The sequence below is a fragment of the Paenarthrobacter sp. E2MeOHC11 genome, from assembly GCF_058744955.1.
In genome coordinates, this window is sequence record NZ_CP196673.1 from 1,038,596 (window position 1) to 1,062,669 (window position 24,074).

The following is a 24,074-nucleotide window of genomic DNA, read 5'->3' on the forward strand; positions in this document are numbered from 1 at the left end:
ATCATACACTCGAAGTTGCCTAATATGCATCACCTGTTTACAAATTTGTGGTGATCCGAGAGGGTGAGATGCCGGTCACAGCAGGCGTAAAGATTCCATAAAAACCGGGGTCCCGGCGTCGAATGCGGCCATACGCTCCTAGCGGAAGCAGTACCGTGCTGCGCGAAAGGACAACGTGACCACCCTGACGAGGCCTCCGGCCGACCCGGCCAACCGGCCAAAGAATTCCTTCAAGCTCAAAGCATGGCTTTTGGAAGGAATGCCGGAAACCTCAGGAAAGCGGCAAGGCCCACACGGCCGCCCCACGGACTCGCATAAGCCCCAAGCCTGGTGGAAAGTCATGTGCCTCACCGGCCTGGACTACTTCTCCACCCTTGGGTACCAGCCGGCCATCGCCGCACTGGCCGCCGGCCTGCTGTCCCCGCTGGCCACCTTGCTCCTGGTGTTCGCAACCCTTGCCGGCGCACTGCCCGTGTATCGCCGTGTTGCGAAGGAAAGCCCGCGCGGCGAGGGCTCCATTGCCATGCTGGAACGCCTACTGCCCCGATGGGGAGGCAAGCTCTTCGTCCTGGCCCTCCTCGGCTTCGCCGCCACGGACTTCATGATCACCATTACCCTTTCCGCCGCGGACGCCACAGCCCACCTCATCGAGAACCCCTTCGCTCCGCACTTCCTCGAAGGCCAGCAAGTGGTTATCACGTTGGCCTTGATAGCAGGCCTCGGCGTCGTCTTCCTCCGCGGCTTCAAGGAAGCCATCAACGTGGCAGTAGTCCTCGTGGCGGCATTCCTGGCGCTGAACCTGGTGGTGATTGCCGTATCCATGGCCCACCTCTTCACCGAGTCCGGCGTCATCACCGATTGGTGGACCGCCCTCACCACCTCCCACGGCGACCCGATCATGATGATCGCCCTGGCACTCCTGGTGTTCCCCCGCCTGGCACTGGGCCTCTCCGGATTCGAAACCGGCGTGGCTGTCATGCCCCAGATCAAGGGCCACGCTACGGACACCGAAGCCAAGCCCACAGGCCGGATCAAGGGCGCCCACAAGCTGCTCACCACCGCAGCCATCATCATGAGCTCATTCCTCATCACGTCCAGCTTCACCACCGTCATGCTGATCCCCGCCGCCGAATTCCAAGACGGCGGCAAGGCCGAGGGCCGCGCACTCGCCTACCTCGCCCACAAATTCCTCGGCGACGGCTTCGGAACTGTCTATGACGTCAGCACCATAGCCATCCTCTGGTTTGCCGGCGCTTCCGCCATGGCGGGACTGCTCAACCTGGTCCCGAGGTACCTGCCCCGCTACGGCATGGCGCCGGCGTGGGCCCGCGCCCTTCGTCCACTGGTGCTGGTGTTCACAGTCATCGCTTTCCTTGTCACCATCATCTTCAAGGCGGACGTCAACGCCCAGGGTGGCGCCTACGCCACAGGCGTGCTGGTCCTCATCACCTCGGCCTCCATAGCCGTGACCCTGTCCGCACGGCGAAAGAAGCAACGGGCCCAGGTCATCGGCTTCGGGCTGATCTCCCTCGTGTTCGTCTACACCACCGTGGTCAACTCGATCGAACGCCCCGACGGCTTGAAGATTGCGGCGCTCTTCATCCTGGGCATCATGGTCGTCAGCTTCATTTCCCGTATGAGGCGCGCCTTCGAACTCCGGGCCACCCACATCAAGATGGATGAGAAGGCCCTCGAATTCACGGCGAACGCTGCCGAAGGACCAGTGCGCATCATCGCCCACGAGCCCAAGCACCTCAGCGCAAGCCGCTACCGGGAGAAGCTCCAGCACGCCCAGCAGGCCAACCACCTTCCCGTTGACTGCGACGCCGTGTTCATCGAGGTCATTGTGGACGACAGCTCGGACTTCGAGCAGGAACTCCAGGTCGTAGGCAGGCAGCGGCACGGGTTCAAGATCCTGGAAGTGCACAGCAACAACGTGCCCAACACCGTAGCCGCAGTCCTGCTGCACATCCGCGACGTCACCGGGTTCATGCCGCACATCTACTTCCGCTGGACCGAGGGCAACCCGATCTCCAACCTCAGCAAGTTCCTGTTCTTCGGCGAAGGCGAGATCGCGCCTGTCACCCGTGAAGTGCTGAGGGAAGCCGAGCCGGACATCACCCGCCGGCCATGGGTGCACGTCGGCTAGCTGCCGCCCCCGCGCGTTGGCGCGAAACTAGCGGCTGGCCGCTGGAACCAGCACCCAGAGCACCTCGACGGTTTCGTCCGTGGGGTTGATCCAGGTATGCGGCTCGCGCCCCGGGAAGGAGAGGGTGTCCCCCTCTTCGAGGTCGTACTCCTCATTGGTCAGGATGAGCTTGATCCTGCCCTTGACCACGTGCAGGACGTCTACGTCGCAGTCCACGGCGTAAAGCTCGTTTTCACCGCGGCCCCGGGGCTCGATGGTTGCTTGCAGGATCTGGAGCCGCCGCTCCGAACGGGCGGTCAGTAAGCGCTCCACTATGCCCTGGCCACCCAGGGAGATGCGGGGACCGTCGTCGCGCTTGGTCAAGTGCGTCTCCGGGGCTGCGAACAAGTCCCCCACCGATACCGACAGGACCTGGCACAGGGTGACCAAGGAAGCGACCGACGGCGATGTCAGGTCGCGCTCCACACGGCTGAGGAAGCCCTTGGTCAGCCCGGTAGCGTCCGCCACTTGCTCGATGGTAAGGCGCTGCGCCTGCCGGGCTGCGCGGATTCTGGAACCGATGGCAACGGGAACATTGCTCGGTTCAACGGGTAGAGCCTTCATTCACGAACCTTTCAGGCCTGTCATGTGGCCCTGTCATTGGAGCAATAGTAGCCGGGAGACAGGCCAACAAGGCCAGAATCCGCGGAACCATGACCAAAGCATCTTGACTGTTACTCCGATCACAACATATCCTCATAGGCAACAAGTGTTGTCTGTGAGGCACACAACACATCCCCAATCTCCAATCATCAGCACAGAGACTTCGACGCTTCGCAGGAGTATCGTCGAAAACCCCAACCTCCGTGCATCAGCTCCAAGGACCTCTCATGGAATCTTCGGCTATTAACATCGCAATCGTGGTGGTGTACCTGCTCGCCATGCTGGCATTCGGCTGGTGGGGCAAGTCCCGCACCAAGAACAACAGCGACTTCCTGGTGGCCGGCCGCCGCCTGGGCCCCTTCCTTTACACCGGCACCATGGCCGCAGTGGTCCTCGGTGGCGCATCCACCGTGGGCGGCGTCGGCCTCGGCTACAAGTTCGGCATCTCCGGCATGTGGCTGGTTGTGGCAATCGGCTCGGGCGTGCTGCTGCTCAGCCTCCTGTTCGCAGGCACCATCCAGCGCCTGAAGATCTACACGGTCTCCCAGATGCTGAGCCTTCGCTACGGCAGCAAGGCCACGCAGACCTCCGGAATCGTGATGCTGGCGTACACGCTGATGCTGTGTGCCACGTCCACCGGCGCTTACGCCACCATCTTCGTGGTCCTCTTCGATTGGGAACGCTGGCTGGCCATCGCAGTTGGCGGCGCGATCGTGCTCGTCTACTCGACCATCGGCGGTATGTGGTCCATCACCCTGGCCGACCAGGTCCAGTTCATCATCAAGACCGTAGGCATCTTCTTCCTGATGCTCCCGTTCGTCATGAACGCAGCCGGCGGCATGGACGGCATCCGTGAGCGCCTCGACGCAAGCTTCTTCCAGATCGACGGCATTGGTGTCCAGACGATCATCACCTACTTCGTGGTGTACACGCTCGGCCTCCTGATCGGCCAGGACATCTGGCAGCGCGTCTTCACCGCCAAGACCCCCACCGTCGCACGCTGGGGCGGCGCCACCGCAGGTGTCTACTGCATCCTTTACGGCATCGCCGGGGCCCTGATCGGCCTGGCTGCCCGCGTAGCGCTCCCGGACATCGACGTCGCCAACCTCGGCAAGGACGTGGTTTACGCAGAGGTCGCAACACACATCCTGCCTGTCGGCATCGGCGGCCTGGTCATGGCCGCAGCTGTTGCAGCAATGATGTCCACCGCATCCGGAGCCCTGATTGCCGCGGCAACGGTGGCACGTGCAGACGTCGTCCCGTTCGTGGCCAGCTGGTTCGGCAAGACCATCAACACTGATGACACGGAGAACCCCGAGCACGACGTCAAGGCCAACCGCTACTGGGTACTTGGCCTCGGTATCGTAGCCGTGCTGATTTCCATGGCTGCGCAGGACGTGGTTGTCGCCCTCACCATCGCCTACGACATCCTGGTAGGTGGCCTCCTGGTGGCAATCCTGGGCGGCCTGGTGTGGAAGCGCGGCACGGGCATCGCCGCCGCGTGGTCCATGGCAGTGGGCTCGGTGCTGACGCTTGTCCTGCTGATCTTCTTCGCCGTTGGAGTCATTCCCAGCGCTGACGGCGTCTACGCCAACGAGCCGATCTACTTCGGCCTCGCGGCTTCCTTCATCGCCTACGTAGTGATCTCGCTGCTCACCCCGCCCACGGATCCCGCGGTTCGCGAAGCATGGGACAAGCGCGTCGCAGGTGCTGTCTCGGAAGAGCTGCCGCCGGAGGCCCACCCGGTCAGCAGCCACAAGTAAAAGTGCACGGCAAGTAACAGAGCAACGTTCGACGGCGGCGCCACCCCTTTTCGGGGAGGCGTCGCCGTTGTTTCGTCCCCTGGAAGAACGCCCGGTGGGGTAGGGTTGTCCCAGCTTCAAGAGATGTGGTGCCAAGCTCCGACTGGCCACACACCAACCCCATGTTCACGGGTGGTTCGGATGAGGAAGCGGCCCGTCCCGGACCAGAGACAACCGAGCGGGCAAGAGCACTCCACTGAGGAGCAGTCCCTTGCCGTACCAAGGCGATACCACCCAGGCATCCACGCCGGCCGCAAGTGCGCCGGCCACAGGAACCCCTGCCAAAACCGCAGCCCGCACGGTCACGGTGATTCCCGCCGTCGACCTTTTCCTGGGCACGGTGACCATCATCTCCAACGCCGGTACGGCGCGGTTTGGGCATCCCGAACCGCACTTGATCACCCGGGCCCTGACGCAGGCTGTCCGGCCGACGCAATGGTGTGCGGCCTCAAGGACCCTGACGGTGACCGTTGCCGCAGCCGGAAAGCGCGAGGGCGTGCAGCGGCACTTCCCTCTCTGCCCGTGGGTGCAGGCCTAGTTCCCTTCGTCCTCCTCGCGGAAGTCCTCGGTTTCATCGATCGGGACGACGCGTTCGTCGTCCTCCGGGGCGTCCACCTCTTCCACCCATGCTTCGTCCACTTCCTGGTCCTCGGCGTAGTCATAGGCTGGGTCCGACTCGATGGTCGCCCGCGGGTGGCTGGCGTGTGATTCGGTGGTGTCCATAATGCAACCTCCGTCTCGTGGGCCGGTCAAAGCCCGGTAACCGGAAAACGGGGAGCTCCCCGCTCCTGTCCTTCCATCTGAGCACCGCCTCAGTCGAGGGTCAAGGGTGCCCGGAATTACGGTGCGCCGAACATTCCAGTTGAGGAATACCAGCCAAAAATCCCCGCCAATAAGCGGTAGTGTGGGGCGTGCAATGGGGCCGAAACCACCCCACCCAGCACAGGAGAGAAAGTGCAACAGCACCAGGAATCCCCCGGTTCGTCGAGCCCGGCTCCGGACCCCGCCACCGAAAACACGGCCCCCGAAACAACGGCCGTCGACAGCATGGCCTCGAAAAACGATGCGGCATCCCCGTCATCCTCGGACATCCGCCGCTGGCGTCAGTATCTGGCCGATGAGCGCGCCGAGGCTGCCGTCTATCGCGAACTCGCCCAGAGGCGCGACGGCGAAGAACGCCAAATCCTCCTGGCCCTGGCCGAAGCCGAAGGGCGTCACGAGGCCCACTGGCTCAAGCTCCTGGGCGAGCACGCCGGAATGCCCAAGGCCGCCTCAACCCGCAGCCAGTTCCTGGGCTTCCTGGCCCGCAACTTCGGGTCGGTCTTTGTACTGGCCCTGGCCCAACGAGCCGAAGGCCGCTCCCCCTACGGCACCGAACCGGCGGCAACAGCAGCCATGGTGGCCGATGAGCAGATCCACGAAGAAGTGGTCCGGGGCCTGGCCACGCGTGGACGCAACAGGCTCTCCGGCACTTTCCGCGCTGCTGTCTTCGGCGCAAACGATGGCTTGGTCAGCAACCTTTCGCTGGTCATGGGCATGGCCGCAACCGGCGTGCCCAGCCCTGTCGTGCTGATGAGCGGCGTCGCAGGCCTGTTGGCCGGGGCGTTGTCCATGGGCGCCGGCGAGTACGTTTCCGTGCGCTCCCAGCGGGAATTGCTTAACGCCACGTTGCCCACTCAGGCCACGCTCACAGCAGCACCTTCGTTGGACATCGAGCACAACGAGCTGGTTCTTGTGTACTTGGCTCGGGGCATGACCCACGAAGCCGCCGAACACCGCGCCGCCGAACGCATGGGCGTCTTCAGCTGCGACTGCGACCCCAGCCTCTCCCTGCAGCCAGAGAAGCCGGCCACCGATGAGCACGAATCCGTCGGTTCGGCGTGGGGCGCCGCGTTGTCCAGCTTCTGCTTCTTCGCCTCGGGCGCCATCGTGCCCATCCTGCCGTTCATTTTCGGCATGACGGGTGTGGCTGCTTTGCTGGTAGCCGGCGTGCTGGTGGGCATCGCGCTCCTGGCGACCGGCGCCGTCGTGGGCTTGCTGTCCGGAACGTCGCCGCTGAGCCGCGGGTTGCGGCAACTCGCCATTGGTCTTGGAGCAGCGGCTGCCACCTATGGGCTGGGCCTGGTGTTCGGCGCAACGATCGTCTAGGTTTGGACGCCTCCCTCCGCAGCCCGTAATGTTGGTTCGTCCTCCGCGCTGCCCCGCGTGACCAGGGCGTGAGGAATGGAGAACCGTGGACTCGGAGCGGGAAACGCGTGCGCCAAAGCACCGACGTGCGGCAACTGCCTGGCGGGTCCTTCGCGGCCTCCTCATGGCCGGCATCGCCGCAGTGGTGGCCGTCCTGGTGAGCGGATTCCTGCACGGAGACCCCCGCATCACCGCACTTTTCCCCGGGGTCAGCGTCCCCGGCGCCCCGCAAAGCGGACAAAGCCAAACAAAACCTGCCCGTGCCGCCGACGCCCCGCCGCCGGGCGTTGACGAGGCGGACGCCCCTCTCGCCTCACCGCCGGCGCCCGGGACAGCGAACGATTCGTTCAAGTTCCTGGCCACCAACGACGACGGCACTCCCGTTGGCTATTCACCATGCCGGCCGCTGCACTACGTAGTGAACAACGCCTCCGCGCCGGAAGGCTCCGATGCGTTGCTGGAGGCTGCGATCGCCAAGGTATCCGCCGCTTCGGGAATCCAGTTCGTCAACGACGGCAGCACCGATGAGTTGCCCGTGGACCGCCGCGAACCATACCAGCCCGCCAAATACGGCGATCGATGGGCTCCCCTGCTGATCTCATGGACCACGCCGGAGGCAGCGCCGGCCTTGGCAGACAAAGTCATCGGGACCGGCGGCAGCACCATGTACTCGCTCAACAACGGACCCAAAAGCTATATCACCGGCAGCCTCGAGTTGGACACTCCGCAGGTAGCCGAACTACTGGCCAACCCAGAAGGGGCAGACTACGTCCTGGCGGTCATGCAACACGAACTGGGACATGTGATGGGCTTGGACCACGTGGATGATCCGGTCCAGCTCATGTACCCGGAAATCGGTGCCCCGGACGGCCTCGCGGCCGGCGACCTGAACGGCCTGCACCTCCTGGCATCAGCGCCCTGCCGCAAGGACATCTAGCAGCCGACCACTTCCGGCATGGACTCCCGTGGCGTCCGGACTTATGCTGGCGACTACGGCCGACGGCGGCGCCCCACCTCCCGTCCGCGGCCTCCACGTCAGGGGGTTCCATGGAACCTTACGGGTCGCCCCAGTGGCCGGACCCCGATCCCCCAGCGCCGCGTCCACCGATCAAGCACAGCAGCATCGCCGCCATCCTGTTCCTGTTCGGCGTCCTCGGCCTTGTCTGCGCAGGCGCGTATTTCAGCGGCGACCTGCAGCGGTTCCTCTACGGATCATCCGCCACGCAGAGCCAGGCTCCACGCCCCGGTTTAGTACCGTTCGGACAACGCCAGGACCCATTGCCCGGGCTGGAAGAAGCCGACGCGCCGCTTGGAACTCCGGCGCCAGTAAACCGGACCAGTACCTCCTACAAGTTCCTTGCCGTCAAAGAAGACGGAACCCCCCTGGCCTACTCGCCGTGCAGGCCCATCCATTACGTGGTGAACGCGGACCAGGCGGATCCTTCCTGGCAGCCCCTGGTGGAAGAAGCCGTCCGGCAAGCCAGCGTGGCCACTGGATTGAAGTTCATCTACGACGGTCCGAGTTCCGAGGTCCCTTCCACCAACAGGACCGGATACCAGCCGGCCCGGTACGGGGACCGATGGGCTCCCGTCCTGATCGCCTGGACCACTCCGGAGCAGGTGCCACGCCTGACAGGCCAGACTGTGGGTCTGGGCGGAAGCTCATCAATTGGCCTGAGCAACGGCTATAAGGCCTACGTCACAGGCACCGTGTCCCTGGACGCGCCCCAGTTCGCCGGCATTGTGGACACTTCCGAGGGCAAGGAGATCGGCATCGCGGTGATCATGCATGAGCTGGGACACCTGCTGGGCCTGGACCACGTGGACGATCCCCGGCAGCTCATGTTTGACCAGGCTTCGTGGGTCCGGCAATACGCTGCCGGCGACCGGACGGGCCTGGCCCAACTCGGCCAAGGTCCGTGCAGCAAGGACTTCTAGCCGCGCCGTGCTCCTTGGCCGGAAACTACTGCGAGTGCCTCCTCCACGCTATCGACCAGGAAGATCCTGTGCTCCATGGGCTTCCCCGCGGCGAGGCCCTGCAACATCGGCCATGCCGGGAGTGTCCGTTCCCAATGGTCGCGTCCCACCAGCACCATGGGAGTGATGGTCTCCGGCGCTCCGTAGTAGTTTTCGCAGGCGTCCTGGAAGATTTCCTGCACCGTTCCTGCGGCCCCCGGAAGGAAGATGGTCCCACCATTGCAAAGCTCCAACAGGATGGCTTCCCGGAGGGCGTTGGCGAAGTACTTGGCGATGTGGGTGGCAAACAGGTTCGGAGGCTCATGGCCGTAGAACCACGTGGGTATTCCAAGCGTCGGGGTGCCTTCCGGATGACGTTCGACGACGACGGCTGCTTGCCGCGCCCAAGCCGTCACCGAGGGCCTGAACCCCGGTACCTCGGCGAGGGTTCCCAGCGCGGCTGTTGTGTCGGCGTCGGGCAGCCCACTCAAGGAGGCGCCCAGGTTGGCCGCTTCCATGGCTCCGGGTCCACCTCCGGTGGCGACAGCGAAACCGGCCTGGGCGAGCAGGCGGCCCAGCCTCGCGGCGTCGGCGAATTCGCTGGTGCCACGCTGGGCGGCGTGTCCACCCATGACTCCCACGATTTTGCTCCCGGCGAGCGCCCCATGATCCAGCAACTCATCCAGGGCGTCGCCGATCGCGTGGTCATGAAGGGCCGCGGCAAGGGTGGCGTCGAGGCTCGCCCGCTGTCCGGGAAGGATGCTCCATTGGTAGACCTGCGCGTCGAGGGTGGCTTCGTATTCTGTGGAGGAGATGTCCTGGTAGAGCTCCGCGGCGCTGTAGAGGCTGCCCCGGTAGGGGTCGAACGGAACGCCCTGCAGTTTGGGAAAGATGAGTGCCCCGCGGCGTCGGAGGCTCTCTTCCACGCCGTCGTCGAACGTGCATCCCAGGAAGATCGCCCCTTGGGGGTTGAGGGCCTTGAGGTCCCGGGCGTGGCCTCGAAGGTCCAGCGACTGCGCGTGCCAACCACTCATGGACCCCGCACCGGCACTCACCAGACGTTCGAAGTGGACAAGGCTTTGGATGTCGAGAGTTCGCGGACTCGGGTTCAAGGGTGCGCTGCGGTTCATGGCTTCAGCGTAGTATCGCTGCGCCATGACGCCGGCGTTTGCGCACCCGGCCGCTGAGCGGTGCATCATGAAGGATGAAGAGTTCAGAAGTTGCCCGTCCGCGTATCGGCGTTCCGGTTCGCCTCAGCAGTTCGGACGCTCCGGACGCCCGTGTGGGTGAGGCCAACCGACTGTTCACCTACATCGTGGACCTGCTGCGTGAGGCCGGTGCGCGGCCCGTGCTGCTGACCCCGGTGTCGGCTGACAGCGCCGGGAGGCTGGCCACCGAAATGCAGGAGCTCGACGGCGTGCTGCTTCCGGGCGGCGGCGACATCAATCCGCGCCTCTATGGCCAGGATCCGCAGGACTCCCTGTACGACGTCAACGCTGAGCAGGACCATCTGGACATGGATGTTGCCCGCGCAACCATCGACGCCGGACTTCCGCTGCTGGGCATCTGCCGCGGCCACCAACTGCTGAATGTGCTTTATGGTGGGACGCTGATTCAGGACATGGCACCCACTGCTGTGACCCACAACGGCTTGGATCCACACGACACCACGGCCAGCGAATGGGCATGGCACGATGTGCTGCTCACCGCCGGATCCAAAACTGCATCACTGTATGGTTCCCCCGAAGGGAGCACCATCAAGATCGCTTCCGGGCACCATCAAGCTGTCGCAAGGGTGGGCGAAGGCCTGGTCGTCACGGCCGTCGCCGACGACGGTACGGTGGAGGCCCTGGAAGACCCCTCACGGTGGGTGGCCTCAGTGCAGTGGCACCCCGAGGCGTCCCAGCTTCCCGACTCTGATCGGTTGCTGCCTTTCACATCCTTCGTAGATGTCTGCCGGAACCCTACCCAGGCTCGTCCCGGTGGAGTACAGTAGCGCTCACTGCATCGCTTTCAGTTCCGTTGAAAGTTCAGCAAAAGCCTAATTTCATTCGCATGACGTCCAGGGGGCGTCGTAAGTTTGCCGGCTGGGGGGCCCAACATCTGCTCAAAGGAGCATAGTTGTGGACCGTCCAAAACACGTCAGCCGATCCTCTCATCCGAAGACCCGCCCATCCTTCCCCAGGCGCCTGCTAGGGCTGCTCCTCGGGCCTGCATTGGTTTTGGGCGGACTCGTCCTGACCTCCGCATCGCCTGCGGCTGCTGCTGAACCGCCTTGCGCGGGAACTGGCGGGGCCATGCAGATCGTTGCCCACACAGACGACGACCTGCTCTTCCTCAGCCCGGATTTCATGCGGGACATCCAAGCCAAGCGATGTGTTCAAACGGTGTTCACCACCGCGGGAGAGGCCGGCGAGGGAGCCACCTACTGGCGGAGCCTCGAGTCAGGCATCCAAGCCAGTTACGCCAAAATGGCCGGTGTATCCAACAGCTGGACAACATCCGATGCCGGAGTGCCCGGGCGTCCGCTGACCATGCGTACCCTGAACGGTGCTCCCAACGTCTCGGTGGTCTATATGCGGCTTCCCGATGGCTTTCCGAACGGCCTGGGCAGCGCCGCCTACAACAGCCAGAGCATCCTCAAACTCTGGGACGGCCGGCTCTCCTCTATCCGGCCCGTGGACAATGCAGCGACGTTCACCAAATCCCAGTTCCAAACCGCGTTGAACCGCCTGGTGGCCAACTTCCAGCCCACCACCTTCCGCACCCAGGACTGGACCGGGAACTTCAATACCCCCTACGACCACAGCGACCATTGGGCCACGGCCAAGTTCGCCCAGCTGGCGACCCGAAGCTACACCGGGCCGCACACGTCCCTGGCCTACGATGCCTACGTCATCGATGAGTATGCGCAGAACGTGACCGGGGCCGAACTCACGGCCAAAGTGGACACGTTTGTCCGGTTCGCCGATTTCGACATGTACGTCTGCAGCAGCCCCGGTGAAGGGTGCCCGGATTCCCCCTACGACGAATGGCTGAAGCGGCAATACATCACAGCCATTGAGTGGGTGGGCAACGCTGCCAAATCGGCGGGCACCACCGTCACGGCGTCTTCGCAGAAAGCCTCCGCACAGAGCCCGGAGAAGGCGCGGGACGGTTACCAGTGGGGTGCACCGATGGATGCCACGCGGGAGTGGGTCTCTGCTGGTGAAAAGGCCGGCAGTTGGATTCAGTACAGTTTCTCCCCCACCCGGACCATCAATGCGGTCACCCTGTCCGATCGGCCACTCCTGACCGATCAGATTACCGGTGGCAACCTGCAGTTCTCTGATGGAAGTACCGTGGCCGTTCCAGCCCTGCCCAACAACGGCTCCGGCCTCACCATCAACTTCCCCGCCAAGACAGTGAGCTCCGTGCGGCTCAACATCACCTCAGTCAGCGCGGGCACCACCAACGCCGGGTTGGCTGAGTTTGAGGCCTATCTCGGCACCGACAACGTGGCTCCCGTCGTCACCGCGGCACCCCCGGGTGGAACCTATGCGGTGGGCCAGGCGATAACCCTTACCGCCAATGAAACATCCACCATTTACTACACCACCAATGGCGGCACCCCCACCACGGCAAGCAGCAAGTACACCGCTCCGCTGATTTTGAACGGTCCGCTGACCTTGAAGTACTTCGCCGTGGACAGCGCGAACAATTCGTCGGCTGTGGTCACCCAGACGTACTCCACCGGCCCGGATGTCACGAAGCCCGTGGTCACGGCCACTCCCCTGGGAGGTGAGTACGCGCCAGGCACCACCATCACCTTGGCTGCGAACGAGCCGGCCGAAATCCGCTACACCACGGACGGCACCGATCCCCTGACGGCTGGACTCCCCTACACCACGGCGATCCCCTTCAACGGACCCGGTCCCATGACGTTGAAGTACTTCGCCCGGGATACTGCCGGAAACGTGTCCGAGGTAGCCACGCAGAGCTACTCCGTGCCACCGGACACCACCGCGCCCACGGTATCGGCCAATCCCACCGGCAGGGCCTTGGCCAGTGGGGCCACCATCGCGCTGTCCGCCAATGAGCCTGCCGCCATCTACTACACCACCAATGGCAGCACCCCTACGGCCACGGAATCAGCCACCAACATCAAGTACAGTGCCGCGCAACCGATCGTCATGGGCAGTACCACGCTGGTGCTCAAATACATCGGCGTCGACACTGCCGGCAACACCTCGGCCGTGGGTACCCAGACCTACACTGTGCCCGCAGCCGGACCGCCGTCGGCCCATGACTTCAACGGTGACGGCCGTGCGGACGTGCTGGCCGCTGATACCGCCGGCAACCTGTACCTCTACCCCGGCAACAGTTCGGGCGGACTCGATCCGCGGCAGGTCGCCCTGGCAGCACCAGCGTGGTCCACCATCACGGACACCGTCACCCCTGGCGACTTCAACAAGGATGGCAAGCCTGACCTCCTGGCCCGGGCCGGAGATATCCTCTGGTTCTACCCCGGCGACGGCGCAGGCAGCTTCGCGGCCAGGAAGCAGGTCAGCACCGGGTGGAGCACCATGACGCAGATCTTCTCCCCCGGCGATTTCAGCGGCGATGGCATCCCCGATTTTATTGGCCGCCGAAGCAATGGCGAGCTCCGGCTCTACGAAGGAAACGGGACCGGAGGCCAGCGGAGTCCCTACACCGTCGGCTGGGGTTGGGACGTCATGAATGCCATCTTCAGCACCGGCGATTTCAACGGGGACGGCAAGGGAGATGTACTGGCGCGGCGTACCGACACAGGCGCATTATGGCTATATCCGGGCAATGGCTCCGGGGGCTGGCTGCAATGGACGCAGATCGGGACGGGCTGGGGAACCCGCACTGCCGTGGCCGGTCCGCGGGACCTTGACGGCGACGGCAGGAACGACGTCGTGGGCCGCATCGGAGACACCTTGTGGCTGTATCCCGGATCGGGAGGCGGAACGCTCAGCAACGTGCCGCCGATGAGCCTCGGCACCGGCTGGCAGGCCATGAAAGTCATCGCCTAGCCTGCCCCCTGAACCTGGCGCGGGTCGGAGTTTTCCCCCAGACTCTTCGGCCCGCGTCAGCCATGTCCAAACCTTCTACGGGGCAACCTTTACCGGGGCGCCTTTTTCCAGGGACTCCTGCGCAGCGTCTGCCACCTTCGAGGCCGCGACAGCATCTTCGGGAGTGCAGGGGTTCTTGCGCTGGCCAAGCACAAGTTCCACGAACGCGGCCATCTCTGAGCGATACGCCTGATCGAAGCGCTCGGCGAAGGTGGTATGGGAGGCACCGGTGGGGAATTCGACTCCGGGTTCGGCTGACCGCAAGGCCATCTGCTGGTCCATTCCCACAAGCACAGAGCTCTCGGAGCCTTGGAGTTCCAGCCGGACATCATGCCCGGCCCCGTTGTATCGGCTGGCCGACACCGTGCCTACCGTGCCGTCGTCGAAAGTCACCAAAGCCAGGGCGGTATCGACGTCGCCAACCTCACCGATGGCCGGATCGCCGTTATTGGAGCCCTTGGCATAGACCTCCACGATTTCCTTGCCGGTGAGATGTTCCTATAGTCAACCCCTCCCCCATTAACCCCATCTCCGGCCGGTTCGGGAAGACGCTGCCGGCTAGGCCGTCGGCGGGTTCAGTGGTGTGGGTTCGAGGTGGTTTTTGTTGTTCGTGCTCCAGCTGGCGAGGAAGTCGAGTTGATCTTGGGCGTGGCTTCCGGGTTCGGCTGAGTAGGCGATCAGGGTGAGTCCTTCGCCGGGCAGTTCCAAGGCGTCGCCGGTAAGCTCGATCTCGCCGACGAGTTGGTTGCGCATTGTCTTGCGGGCGCTGCGGTGGAACCGAACATTATGCCGTGCCCACCGGGTTGAGAATTCGGTGCTGCCTGCGGCGAGGTCACCGATGAGGCTGTTCAACGCCCGGTCCCGGGGGTTCTGCCCGGATTCTGTGCGCATCGCCGCTGCGAAGTCATCGGCGAGGTTATCCCAATCGACGAAAAAGTCCTTGGACCGGGGATCCAGAAACATGAACCGGGCAAGGTTCAGTGGAAGCTTTTCCGGGCTGAGGATGTCGGCGTAGAGGGCGAAACACAGGCTGTTGGCCGCCACGACGTCCATGCGGGCATTCCGGACATAGGCGGGTGTCCCGGTCATCCCCGCCAAGACTCTTTCGATGCTCGGGCGCACCTCCGCACGGGTACGCCGCGACGCCGATGCTGCGGTGGGCGCGGCCGCTTTGGCGAGGTCATACAGGTGCGCGCGTTCTGCCTCGTCAAGCTGCAGGGCTCGTGCTAACGCGTCGAGAACGGAGTCGGACACGCCCCGCAGGTTTCCTCGTTCGAGTCGGGCGTAGTACTCGGTGCTGACGCCGGTGAGCATGGCTACTTCTTCGCGTTTGAGACCAGCCACCCTCCTGGTTCCACCGTAGGCGGGGAGCCCTGCCTGGGCCGGGGTGATGCGTGCCCGGCGGCTCATGAGGAAGTCGCGGACGTCATTGGTGTTGTCCATGCCTTCAAGGCTACGGCGATACGGGAACGGTCTAACAGGAACTGCCAGTACACCGCACAACAGGTACTCCCGCGCCCGTAGAAGGGCTGGTTTTCTTGAAGAAGACCGTTTCCGTGTTTCGAAAGGACACCATGTCTGTCCCCACTGCCAGCCGCCCGGCTGTTGTTGTCCGACCACGGGCGTCCCTGATGGTGGCCATGCTGGGCTTCTTCGTGGTTGCCCTAGACGCTCAGATCGTCAACGTCGCCCTCCCGGAAATCCGGAATGACCTTGGCCGTGGCCTCTCCGGGCTGCAGTGGGTGGTGACCGGGTACACGTTGATGTTCTCTGCGCTCCAGCTGTTCGCCGGCACGCTCTCGGATCGTGCAGGCGCCCGGCGCGCCTACGGGCTGGGCATGCTGATCTTCATCTTTGCTTCTGCCGCATGCGCGTTAAGCCCGACGCTGCCGGTCCTTATCGCTGCGCGCATCCTGCAAGGCATCGGGGCGGCAATGATCACCCCTGCTTCGTTGGCCCTGATCCGGGAGGCCTATCATGACCCGGCCGCCCGGGGTCGGGCGATTGTGTACTGGGGCCTGGGCGGTTCAGTGGCCGCCGCTGCCGGACCGGTACTGGGCGGGCTGTTGACGCAGCTCGACTGGCGGCTGATCTTCTTCGTCAACCTGCCCGTCGGCGCCGCAGCACTGATCATCCTTTCCCGAGTGGCACCCTCGACCCGCCGTCCCGCGCCCTTCGACTGGACCGGTCAGGTCACCGCCGTCGCCGGACTGGCGGCACTGACGTACGGCATCATCGAAGGGGCCGAGGCAGGATATGGCAGCCCCGCCATCCTGACACTGTTCGGCATCAGCGCGATCTCGATCGCGGCGTTCATCATCACCCAATCCAAAGGCCGGCACCCGATGATCCCCTTGGACCTGTTCCGGTCCCGGGCAGTGTCCACCGCGCTGATCATCGCCGTGGTGACGATGGCTGCTTTCTACGGCATCGTGTTTGTCCAAAGCCTCTATTTCCAGCAGGAACGCGGTTCCTCTGCCCTGGAAACCGGTTTGTTGTTCCTGCCGATGACGGCTCTTGTTGCCATCCTTAACCCTTGGGTGGCACGCCTGATGGCCCGGTATGGGCACGTGGCGATGATCGCCGCGGGCCAGCTGATCATGGCTGCCGGCCTGATCAGCCTGTGTCTGCTTCCTGCGGATGCACCGGTCATGGTCGTCGCAGCGTTCATGATCCCGGTCGGCGTTGGTGGTTCGTTCACTGTCCCGCCGATCATTGCCCAGGTTATGGATAACGTCGCTGCCGAACGGGCAGGCACGGCCAGCGGGGTGGTCAACACCGCCCGTCAGGTTGGCGGTTCCCTGGGTGTGGCCATCTTCGGCGCCTTGCTGGCCAGCGGCGAGTTCATGACAGGGCTACGCGCCAGTCTCGGTGCGACCGCGGTCTTGCTCGTCATCCTGGTCGTCGTATCCCTTGCACTACAGCGTCGTTCCCAACCAACCAGGAACTGATCCACCAGTCTCATGAAAGGAACTTCAATGCGTCTCGCGATTCCGGGCCCCACATCAAAGGGGCCCACCGAAAAATTCACCGGTGACGTGTATTTGAACGCACTGCAGTCCGGTGAAGATCCCTCACGGCTGATCTCCGCCATGGTCCGATTCAGCCCTGCCGCCCGCACCCACTGGCATTCCCACCCACTAGGCCAGACACTGCACTGCACCGATGGGACGGGACTGGTAGCCACCCGCGACGGGAAGGTCATCCTCATGCACGCCGGAGACACCGTCTACACCCCGCCAGGGGAAGAACACTGGCACGGCGCAACACAGGACACCCTGATGTGCCACCTGGCCCTGGTCGAACACGACAACGGACACACCGCGACGTGGCTCGAACCCGTCAGCGAGCACGACTACCAGGCCGCCCACACCACCACCAATGCCTAACCTCAACAGAACGACAGTAAGGACGAACCCATGAAAAACGTCACGCTCAACAACGGCATCGAAATGCCCATCCTCGGCTTCGGCGTATTCCAGATCCCCGAAGAAGAAACCCAGGCCGCCGTCGAAGCGGCATTGGCCACCGGCTACCGTCACCTGGACACCGCAGCCTCCTACGGTAACGAAAACGCGGTGGGCGCCGCGATCAAGGCCAGCGGGATCAAGCGGGAAGACCTCTTCATCACCACCAAACTCTGGATTCAGCACGCACCCACCGGCAGCGTCTACGACGACACCAAGCGCTCTTTCCAGAATTCCTTGAACCGCCTCGGACTGGACTACCTGGACCTCTACCTGATCCACCAGCCGCTCGGAGACTACTACAGCGAGTGGCGCGCCATGCAGGAGCTGAACAAGGAAGGCCTCGCCCGCGCCATCGGCGTCTCGAACTTCCACCCCGACCGCCTTGTTGACCTCATCGACCACAACGAAATCGTCCCCGCGGTAAACCAGATCGAAACGCACCCGTTCCACCAGCGTGCAGCAGATCAGGAACTGATGCGCGAACGCGGCGTCCAGATCGAATCCTGGGGACCCTTCGCCGAGGGCAAGAACAACCTCTTCACCGATCCGGTCCTCAGCGCCATCGCCGAAGCCCAGGGCAGGTCCGTCGCCCAAGTTGTGCTCCGCTGGCTCATCCAGCGCGACGTCATCGTCATCCCCAAGTCCGTCCGACCCGAGAGGATGGCCCAAAACCTGGACGTCTTCGACTTCACCCTCACCGAGGAGCAAATGACCACGATCACCACCCTGGACACCGGTGCCAGCCTCTTCTTCGACCACCGCGATCCCGCCATGGTCAGCTGGCTCGGTAGCCGCCGCTACAACTAAAGCGCCGGCTATCCCGTGGCCTCTAATCCATTGAGCGTCAGTCGGCGGACCGCCCTTCGCGGGGCGGTCGCCGGGCTGTCCGGCGCACTACTGGCAACTGCAACATCAGCCTGCACACCCCAAGGACCACCCACCGTGCCCTCAACAGACACCACGCCCCCACCAAACAGCACAGGACCAGGCCAGGGAGGCCAACGGGTATTGCTCGCCTACTTCTCCCGGGCAGGTGAAAACTACTACTACGGAGACCGAACCAACCTGGAGATCGGCAACACCGAGGTACTCGCGGGCATGATCAGCGCACTGATCCCGTGCCAGATGCACCGGATCGAAGCCGCTGAACCCTACCCGGACAGCTATGACGCCACCGTCGCCCGGAACGTCCGCGAACAGGACGAGGACGCACGCCCGGGGATCAGCAACCCGCTGCCCTCCATAGAGCAGTACGACACGGTGATTTTGGCCAGCGGCATCTGGAACGTCAGGGCCCCAATGATCATGACCACGTTCACGGAAAGCTACGACTTCGCCGGAAAGACCGTCTACCCGGTCACAACCCATGCCATAAGCGGGCTGGGCAACACCGCACGCGACTACGAACAATCCTGCCCAGGGGCAACCATCGGCCAAGGCCTTGCGGTCAAAGGCGAAGAGGTCCGCGACGCCGGAGCCGACGTCGAATCATGGCTACAACGCACGGGGCTTCTCCCCGCCCGCTAAGCGCTCGGCAGCAACAGCCGGCGCCCGCGCGCCTACAGCTACACATATTGAAAGGTTCAGCACATGAGCGATTCACACCAGACCAGGGCACAGCAACTCATCGGCGACTTCGCACCGAAACTCGTTGAACTTACAGACGGGGTACTCTTCGGCGACATTTGGGAACGCGAAGAACTTTCACCCCGGGACCGCAGCCTCATCACGGTGGCCAGCCTGATCACCAGCTCCAGTACCGAGCAGCTGCGAGGTCACCTCGCCCGCGCACGAACCAATGGACTCACCGAAACCGAACTCAAAGAGGCGATCATCCACCTGGCTTTCTACGCTGGATGGCCCAAAGCAATGTCAGCCATCACCGTAGCGAAGGAAGTCTTCACCCAAACTCAATAGACGCCGGGACTACGGCCTGAGCTTGATGACTCGGTTATGTTCTTGGAGGTCCTTCTTGAGGGCGTAGTAGAGCTCTCTTGCGACGTAGCGTTTCAGGCTGCGGATAACGTCTCCTTTGGAATGTCCTTGCGCCCGTTTGCGGTCTCGATATGCCTGGGACTTGGGGTCCAGTTTGAGTCTGCCTACCGTGATCACATAGATGGATCTGTTGGCTTGCCTGTTTCCGCCTCGATGAAGTCGCATTCGATGGGATTTACCTGAGGAAACCGGCACTGGTGCGACGCCGCAGAGGCGGGCGAACGCGGCCTCGCTGGGGAATCTGTCGACGTTCTCCCCTGCAGTGATCAGTAGCTGGGCAGCGGTGACAGGCCCGACTTGGGGCAGTGCCATCATGGTCGGTGCGATTGCGTGCAGCAACTTGGTCAGGTGCTTTTCGGTCTCGTTGATCTGAACGGTTAGGTCCGAGATGCGCCGGCCCAGTTCCCGCAGCGCATATTTGGCGGCTTGCTCCGGCTCGTCCAGGCGCGTCAGGTCAGGCCGGAGCGAACGTGCTTGTACTGCTGCTTTGGCTTGCAGCGTCTTGGCGTCCAATCGGTCCTTCAGAATGCCTTGTGCCGTAACGAGGATGTCTCTGAGCTGGACAAGAGCAGCCGTGCGGGATTTGATGGCGGAGTCCCGCACAAGTTACAGGTGACGGATGGCTTCAACGGTGCCGGTTGTGTCTTTGGCTGGTGAAGAGCATTGACCGGAGAGCACTTTGCGGGCTGCTTCTTCTGCGTCTATGGCGTCGTTTTTCCCTGAGCGGCTACGGGTCAATGAGTGTCCCCTGTTGACCTCGATCACGTCTACCCCTGCGGCGAGCAGATGCCTGGTTAGGCCGGCCCCATAGGAGCCGGTGCATTCGATGCCGAAGGCGCTGATGATCCCAAAGCCCGAGGACCAGTCCAACAGGTCTTGGTATCCGGCGAGGTTGGCGGGAAACCGGCGGTCATCTAGTAGATGCCCCATGGAGTCCAGAGCTGCCGCGTGGTGAAACATCGAGTGCGTATCTACTCCGATGGTGACTGCCCTGACGGGCAGCGTCGTTGTGAGAGTCATGTGCGCTCTTTCCTGTCGAAGGAGTTTGAGGCGAGCACGGTTGACCGGGCCGGGCGGACAAAGCACTGAAGAGCTAAGCTGCACGTTCCTATCAAGTCACAACTCCGTCCGGCCCGGTCGCCCTAGGTGAGTGGCAGGGAAGCCGAACCCACTGATCTCCGCGTAGACAGTTCGTGCACGAGGTGCCGATCGTCACGAAGCGGGCAAGTCAGGAACTGCTTTCCTGCCACGGTCTCATTTTCAACAGTCGTCTAACTGTTGAGGCTGCGACTCGCGCAGATGCTTCAAACCCAGTGGGCAGGGAGCCGGACCGACAGATCTCCCCCAGTACAGAACCGGCGCAATGTCGGTCCGTCAGCCAGCGGATAAGTCAGGAACAACCTCCCTGCCATGTCCAATTCTCCTCAGTGCCAGCGGAGGATGTCGAAGTCGTGGACGGAGCAGTCCCGGAAGAGGCCGCCGGATGTCGCCAGGAACTGGACCGGGGCGGGGTCATGTCGCAGGTGACCGCACGCAGTGAGTGGATCCATCCCAGTTCCCCAGCCTCGTAGGCACGCTTGGCCTCCAGGTAGCCGGCATCGAACCGGCGCTGGTGGCCGATCTGCACCACGCCGTCTTTCTCGCGGATGTAATCCAGGACACGGAGCGACTCGGCAACGTTCACGGCCACGGGCTTTTCGCAGAACACCGGGATGCCCGCCTCCACGCCGGCCCGGATGAGGTCCGGGTGGGTGGCGGTGCCTGTCGCGATGACCAGCCCGTTCACTCCGGAGGCTATGAGTTCCCCTATCGAGCCCACGTACTCCCCGCCGACGTCGCGTGCTACCGAACGTGCGTGCTCTTCTGCCACATCCGTGAGCTTTAGCTGGACCTGGATACCGTCCTGGGCCAGGGCTTCGTTGAGCGCGCTGATGTTCTTTGCGTGCATCACGCCAATCCGGCCAACACCCACTAGTCCGAGGGTTACTTCTTTCATGGCTTCCTCCACAGGTCCATCACGATATGTCCGGGCCAAACACCACGGAAAGACCCCGGCCGACAGGTATCGGCCGGGGTCCGCTCCGCGTAATGTTCAGTGCCGTTTGCTTGCGCTGCCCGACGTCGGGTCGGCAACACCGGCTACTTCCGCTTTGACTTCCTCCAGGGCTGCGGAGTGCCCGCCCAGCTGTTCCAGCTCATGGGCGAGTTCGGCCAGCTCGGCGCCGCCGGCCATCTGGGCCGTCAGTTCGTCCAGGGTGATGTCCTTCTTGTCGTAGTGGCCGATCGATTTGCCGCGCTTGAGCAGCAGGAACCGATCGCCCACGGGGAAGGCATGGTGCGGGTTGTGGGTGATGAAAATGACTCCCAGCCCACGGTCGCGGGCCTGCAGGATGTAGCGGAGTACTACGCCGGACTGCTTGACACCCAGCGCGGCTGTCGGTTCGTCCAGGATCAGCACTTTCGCTCCGAAGTACACAGCCCGGGCGATCGCGACACATTGAAGTCCCCTCCGGATCTCCCGGGTGGGCCTTGGACTTTTCATGGACGTACGCGTCAGCTACGTCCGCTTAAAGTACGACGACGGCCCGGTACCTTCCGTGGGGAAGGCGCCGGGCCGTCGTCGTACTTCTTGTGCCTTGCGGCCGAAAACCTAGAGCGTTGCGAAAACTTCGCGCAGCAGCTTCGCGGTCTCGGACGGCGTCTTGCCGACCTTCACGCCAGCGGCTTCGAGGGCTTCCTTCTTGGCCTGGGCCGTGCCCGCGGAGCCGGAAACGATGGCGCCTGCGTGGCCCATGGTCTTGCCCTCGGGAGCGGTGAAGCCGGCAACATAGCCGACAACCGGCTTGGTGACGTTGGCCTTGATGAAGTCGGCTGCGCGCTCTTCAGCGTCGCCACCGATTTCGCCGATCATGACGATCGCCTTGGTCTCGGGGTCAGCTTCGAACGCAGCCAGGGCGTCGATGTGCGTGGTGCCGATGACGGGGTCGCCACCGATGCCGATCGCGGTGGAGAAGCCGAGGTCGCGGAGTTCGTACATCATCTGGTAGGTCAAGGTACCGGACTTCGACACCAGGCCGATGGGGCCCTTGCCCGTGATGTTCGCCGGGGTGATGCCAACCAGTGCTTCGCCCGGGGTGATGATGCCTGGGCAGTTCGGCCCGATGATGCGGGTGACCTGCTTGCCGTCAGCGTCCACCTTGGACTGGGCGAGTGCCCAGAATTCGGCGGAGTCCTGGACCGGAACGCCTTCGGTGATGACGACAACGAGGCCGATGCCGGCTTCGATGGCTTCAACAACGGCGTCCTTGGTGAATGCCGGCGGGACGAAGACGATGGAGACGTCTGCGCCGGTTTCAGCGATGGCTTCCTTGACGGTGCCGAAGACGTTGATTTCCTTGTCGCCGTGCAGGACCGTGGTGCCGGCCTTGCGGGCGTTGACGCCACCAACAATGTTGGTGCCGGCCTTGAGCATCAGGGCGGTGTGCTTGGTGCCCTCGCCGCCGGTGATGCCCTGAACGATGACCTTGGAGTCTTTGTTGAGGTAGATAGACATTGTCGCGTCCCTTTACTTAGCTGCGTTGGCGAGCTCGGCGGCCTTGTCGGCGCCCTCGTCCATGGTGGCGGCCAGGGTAACCAGCGGGTGGTTGGCCTCGGTCAGGATGCGGCGGCCTTCCTCAACGTTGTTGCCGTCGAGGCGAACGACCAGCGGCTTGTTCGCGGAGGAACCAAGCTCAGCAAGTGCACCCACGATGCCCTTTGCCACGGCGTCACACGCGGTGATGCCACCGAAAACGTTCACGAAGACGCTCTTGACCTGGGAGTCGCCCAGGATAACGTCCAGGCCGTTGGCCATGACCTCGGCGGAAGCTCCACCGCCGATGTCCAGGAAGTTTGCGGGCTTTACGTTGCCGTGGTTCTCACCGGCGTAAGCGACGACGTCGAGGGTGGACATCACAAGACCGGCGCCGTTGCCGATGATGCCTACTTCGCCGTCCAGCTTGACGTAGTTGAGGTCCTGCGCCTTGGCCTTGGCCTCCAGCGGGTCAGCTGCATCCTTGTCTTCCAGCGTGGCGTGGTGCACGTGGCGGAAGTCAGCGTTCTCGTCCAGGGAAACCTTGCCATCGAGGGCAACGATCTCGCCTGCGCCGGTGCGAACCAGCGGGTTGACCTCAACAAGGGTGGCGTCTTCCTTCTTGAAGACATCCCAGAGCTTCAGAATGACGTCGGCCACTTTGCCGCGCAGTTCTTCAGCGAAACCTGCAGCTGCGACGATCTCGTCAGCCTTTGCCTGGTCGATTCCCACAGCGGGGTCGATGGCGATCTTGGCCAGGGCCTCGGGACGCTCGACAGCAAGCTGCTCGATCTCCATGCCGCCCTCAACCGAGCACATGGCCAGGTAGTTGCGGTTGGCGCGGTCCAGGAGGACCGAGAAGTAGAACTCTTCGGCGATGTCCGCGCCCTGGGCGATCATCACCTTGTTGACGGTGTGGCCCTTGATGTCCATGCCCAGGATGTTGGTGGAGTGCTCAAGCGCCTCTTCGGCGGTCTTGGCAACCTTGACGCCGCCAGCCTTGCCGCGGCCACCAACCTTAACCTGTGCCTTGACGACAGTTACGCCGCCGATCTTCTCGGCAGCTGCCTTTGCTTCTTCAGGAGTGTGCGCCACGATGCCGGCGAGCACGGGTACACCGTGCGCTTCGAACATATCGCGCGCCTGATATTCAAACAGGTCCACGGTTTAGTGTCCTTCTACGTCGAAGTAGTTTTCTGTTCAGCCGGGAACCGCGATGACCGC

19 protein-coding genes, 4 pseudogenes and 1 riboswitch are annotated in these 24,074 nt (G+C 63.4%); of the genes and pseudogenes, 13 read left to right on the plus strand and 10 right to left on the minus strand.

Translation table 11 applies throughout. The features are described from left to right. Window positions 1-175: 175 nt before the first annotated feature. Window positions 176-2,149: an APC family permease gene (locus ACSSVG_RS04750; protein ID WP_253466729.1), complete on the plus strand. Its 1,974-nt coding sequence runs from the start codon at window positions 176-178 to the stop codon at window positions 2,147-2,149. 27 nt (window positions 2,150-2,176) lie between these two features. On the opposite strand, the gene ACSSVG_RS04755 is transcribed toward ACSSVG_RS04750, so the two are convergent. Further along, window positions 2,177-2,752: a helix-turn-helix domain-containing protein gene (locus ACSSVG_RS04755; protein ID WP_024819844.1), complete on the minus strand. Its 576-nt coding sequence runs from the start codon at window positions 2,750-2,752 to the stop codon at window positions 2,177-2,179. A 266-nt stretch (window positions 2,753-3,018) separates the two neighbouring features. Between ACSSVG_RS04755 and ACSSVG_RS04760 the strand changes: the two genes are divergently transcribed. Further along, window positions 3,019-4,554 carry a sodium:solute symporter family protein gene (locus ACSSVG_RS04760; RefSeq protein ID WP_231341778.1) on the plus strand — a complete coding sequence of 512 codons (1,536 nt, stop codon included), beginning with the start codon at window positions 3,019-3,021 and terminating at the stop codon, window positions 4,552-4,554. 114 nt (window positions 4,555-4,668) lie between these two features. After that, a riboswitch (SAM riboswitch) is annotated at window positions 4,669-4,788 on the plus strand. Between the two features lie 16 nt (window positions 4,789-4,804). Further along, window positions 4,805-5,131 (plus strand): hypothetical protein, encoded by a 327-nt coding sequence (locus ACSSVG_RS04765; RefSeq protein WP_492417608.1) that lies wholly within the window; start codon window positions 4,805-4,807, stop codon window positions 5,129-5,131. Here ACSSVG_RS04765 and ACSSVG_RS04770 read toward each other — a convergent pair. Further along, complete coding sequence (locus tag ACSSVG_RS04770; protein WP_231341780.1) at window positions 5,128-5,316, minus strand: hypothetical protein; 189 nt, start codon at window positions 5,314-5,316, stop codon at window positions 5,128-5,130. The genes ACSSVG_RS04765 and ACSSVG_RS04770 overlap by 4 nt on opposite strands. Window positions 5,317-5,640: 324 nt before the next feature. Here ACSSVG_RS04770 and ACSSVG_RS04775 point away from each other — a divergent pair, with 324 nt between their 5' ends. From ACSSVG_RS04775 to ACSSVG_RS04785, 3 genes are all read left to right on the plus strand, one after another. Next, window positions 5,641-6,741 carry a VIT1/CCC1 transporter family protein gene (locus tag ACSSVG_RS04775; protein ID WP_492419141.1) on the plus strand — a complete coding sequence of 367 codons (1,101 nt, stop codon included), beginning with the start codon at window positions 5,641-5,643 and terminating at the stop codon, window positions 6,739-6,741. An 85-nt stretch (window positions 6,742-6,826) separates the two neighbouring features. Then, window positions 6,827-7,717, plus strand: a complete 891-nt coding sequence (locus tag ACSSVG_RS04780; protein WP_492417610.1) for a matrixin family metalloprotease — start codon at window positions 6,827-6,829, stop codon at window positions 7,715-7,717. Between the two features lie 110 nt (window positions 7,718-7,827). After that, window positions 7,828-8,718 (plus strand): matrixin family metalloprotease, encoded by an 891-nt coding sequence (locus tag ACSSVG_RS04785; RefSeq protein ID WP_253466723.1) that lies wholly within the window; start codon window positions 7,828-7,830, stop codon window positions 8,716-8,718. Here ACSSVG_RS04785 and ACSSVG_RS04790 read toward each other — a convergent pair. After that, window positions 8,715-9,866 (minus strand): LOG family protein, encoded by a 1,152-nt coding sequence (locus ACSSVG_RS04790; RefSeq protein WP_492417612.1) that lies wholly within the window; start codon window positions 9,864-9,866, stop codon window positions 8,715-8,717. The two genes, ACSSVG_RS04785 and ACSSVG_RS04790, sit on opposite strands and share 4 nt — an antisense overlap. A 74-nt stretch (window positions 9,867-9,940) precedes the next feature. On the opposite strand from ACSSVG_RS04790, the gene ACSSVG_RS04795 reads away from it, so the two are divergent. Continuing rightward, on the plus strand, window positions 9,941-10,732 hold the full coding sequence (locus ACSSVG_RS04795; RefSeq protein WP_492417614.1) for a gamma-glutamyl-gamma-aminobutyrate hydrolase family protein: 792 nt from the start codon (window positions 9,941-9,943) through the stop codon (window positions 10,730-10,732). A gap of 301 nt (window positions 10,733-11,033) precedes the next feature. Beyond that, window positions 11,034-13,775, plus strand: a complete 2,742-nt coding sequence (locus tag ACSSVG_RS04800) for a chitobiase/beta-hexosaminidase C-terminal domain-containing protein (RefSeq protein ID WP_492417616.1) — start codon at window positions 11,034-11,036, stop codon at window positions 13,773-13,775. A 75-nt stretch (window positions 13,776-13,850) separates the two neighbouring features. Here the strand turns inward: ACSSVG_RS04800 and ACSSVG_RS04805 are convergent. Then, window positions 13,851-14,306: pseudogene (locus ACSSVG_RS04805) on the minus strand (Gfo/Idh/MocA family oxidoreductase); the annotation flags it as partial. A 66-nt stretch (window positions 14,307-14,372) separates the two neighbouring features. Next, window positions 14,373-15,257, minus strand: a complete 885-nt coding sequence (locus ACSSVG_RS04810; protein ID WP_492417618.1) for a helix-turn-helix transcriptional regulator — start codon at window positions 15,255-15,257, stop codon at window positions 14,373-14,375. Window positions 15,258-15,388: 131 nt separating this feature from the next. Between ACSSVG_RS04810 and ACSSVG_RS04815 the strand changes: the two genes are divergently transcribed. From ACSSVG_RS04815 to ACSSVG_RS04835, 5 genes are all read left to right on the plus strand, one after another. Next, a complete protein-coding gene (locus ACSSVG_RS04815; protein ID WP_492417620.1) occupies window positions 15,389-16,765 on the plus strand; it encodes an MFS transporter in 1,377 nt (458 codons plus the stop codon). Between the two features lie 27 nt (window positions 16,766-16,792). Further along, window positions 16,793-17,203 carry a (R)-mandelonitrile lyase gene (locus ACSSVG_RS04820; RefSeq protein ID WP_492417622.1) on the plus strand — a complete coding sequence of 137 codons (411 nt, stop codon included), beginning with the start codon at window positions 16,793-16,795 and terminating at the stop codon, window positions 17,201-17,203. 30 nt (window positions 17,204-17,233) lie between these two features. Beyond that, window positions 17,234-18,091 carry an aldo/keto reductase gene (locus ACSSVG_RS04825; RefSeq protein ID WP_492417624.1) on the plus strand — a complete coding sequence of 286 codons (858 nt, stop codon included), beginning with the start codon at window positions 17,234-17,236 and terminating at the stop codon, window positions 18,089-18,091. A gap of 135 nt (window positions 18,092-18,226) precedes the next feature. Then, window positions 18,227-18,811, plus strand: a complete 585-nt coding sequence (locus tag ACSSVG_RS04830) for a flavodoxin (RefSeq protein WP_492417626.1) — start codon at window positions 18,227-18,229, stop codon at window positions 18,809-18,811. A 63-nt stretch (window positions 18,812-18,874) separates the two neighbouring features. Continuing rightward, complete coding sequence (locus ACSSVG_RS04835; RefSeq protein ID WP_492417628.1) at window positions 18,875-19,201, plus strand: carboxymuconolactone decarboxylase family protein; 327 nt, start codon at window positions 18,875-18,877, stop codon at window positions 19,199-19,201. A 9-nt stretch (window positions 19,202-19,210) separates the two neighbouring features. On the opposite strand, the pseudogene ACSSVG_RS04840 reads toward ACSSVG_RS04835, so the two are convergent. The 5 genes and pseudogenes from ACSSVG_RS04840 to sucC all read right to left on the minus strand — a co-directional run bounded on the left by ACSSVG_RS04840 (window position 19,211) and on the right by sucC (window position 24,014). After that, window positions 19,211-20,299: pseudogene (locus tag ACSSVG_RS04840) on the minus strand (IS110 family RNA-guided transposase). 410 nt (window positions 20,300-20,709) lie between these two features. Further along, window positions 20,710-21,275, minus strand: a pseudogene (locus ACSSVG_RS04845) (Gfo/Idh/MocA family oxidoreductase); the annotation flags it as partial. Window positions 21,276-21,371: 96 nt separating this feature from the next. Then, window positions 21,372-21,779 (minus strand): annotated as a pseudogene (locus ACSSVG_RS04850) (P-loop NTPase family protein); the annotation flags it as partial. 150 nt (window positions 21,780-21,929) lie between these two features. Then, window positions 21,930-22,832, minus strand: coding sequence for a succinate--CoA ligase subunit alpha (sucD, locus tag ACSSVG_RS04855; RefSeq protein ID WP_253466716.1), 903 nt, complete (start codon window positions 22,830-22,832; stop codon window positions 21,930-21,932). A 12-nt stretch (window positions 22,833-22,844) separates the two neighbouring features. Continuing rightward, window positions 22,845-24,014: an ADP-forming succinate--CoA ligase subunit beta gene (sucC, locus tag ACSSVG_RS04860; protein WP_089593935.1), complete on the minus strand. Its 1,170-nt coding sequence runs from the start codon at window positions 24,012-24,014 to the stop codon at window positions 22,845-22,847. Window positions 24,015-24,074 lie beyond the last annotated feature (60 nt).

Excerpts from the sequence above, each read along its gene's own strand:
- ACSSVG_RS04755 (WP_024819844.1), bottom strand. The coding sequence starts at position 2,752 with ATGAAGGCTCTACCCGTTGAACCGAGCAATGTTCCCGTTGCCATCGGT.
- ACSSVG_RS04760 (WP_231341778.1), top strand. The coding sequence starts at position 3,019 with ATGGAATCTTCGGCTATTAACATCGCAATCGTGGTGGTGTACCTGCTC.
- ACSSVG_RS04770 (WP_231341780.1), bottom strand. The coding sequence starts at position 5,316 with ATGGACACCACCGAATCACACGCCAGCCACCCGCGGGCGACCATCGAG.
- ACSSVG_RS04775 (WP_492419141.1), top strand. The coding sequence starts at position 5,641 with ATGGCCTCGAAAAACGATGCGGCATCCCCGTCATCCTCGGACATCCGC.
- ACSSVG_RS04785 (WP_253466723.1), top strand. The coding sequence starts at position 7,828 with ATGGAACCTTACGGGTCGCCCCAGTGGCCGGACCCCGATCCCCCAGCG.
- ACSSVG_RS04790 (WP_492417612.1), bottom strand. The coding sequence starts at position 9,866 with ATGAACCGCAGCGCACCCTTGAACCCGAGTCCGCGAACTCTCGACATC.
- ACSSVG_RS04795 (WP_492417614.1), top strand. The coding sequence starts at position 9,941 with ATGAAGAGTTCAGAAGTTGCCCGTCCGCGTATCGGCGTTCCGGTTCGC.
- ACSSVG_RS04800 (WP_492417616.1), top strand. The coding sequence starts at position 11,034 with ATGCAGATCGTTGCCCACACAGACGACGACCTGCTCTTCCTCAGCCCG.
- ACSSVG_RS04810 (WP_492417618.1), bottom strand. The coding sequence starts at position 15,257 with ATGGACAACACCAATGACGTCCGCGACTTCCTCATGAGCCGCCGGGCA.
- ACSSVG_RS04815 (WP_492417620.1), top strand. The coding sequence starts at position 15,389 with ATGTCTGTCCCCACTGCCAGCCGCCCGGCTGTTGTTGTCCGACCACGG.
- ACSSVG_RS04820 (WP_492417622.1), top strand. The coding sequence starts at position 16,793 with ATGCGTCTCGCGATTCCGGGCCCCACATCAAAGGGGCCCACCGAAAAA.
- ACSSVG_RS04825 (WP_492417624.1), top strand. The coding sequence starts at position 17,234 with ATGAAAAACGTCACGCTCAACAACGGCATCGAAATGCCCATCCTCGGC.
- ACSSVG_RS04835 (WP_492417628.1), top strand. The coding sequence starts at position 18,875 with ATGAGCGATTCACACCAGACCAGGGCACAGCAACTCATCGGCGACTTC.
- sucD (WP_253466716.1), bottom strand. The coding sequence starts at position 22,832 with ATGTCTATCTACCTCAACAAAGACTCCAAGGTCATCGTTCAGGGCATC.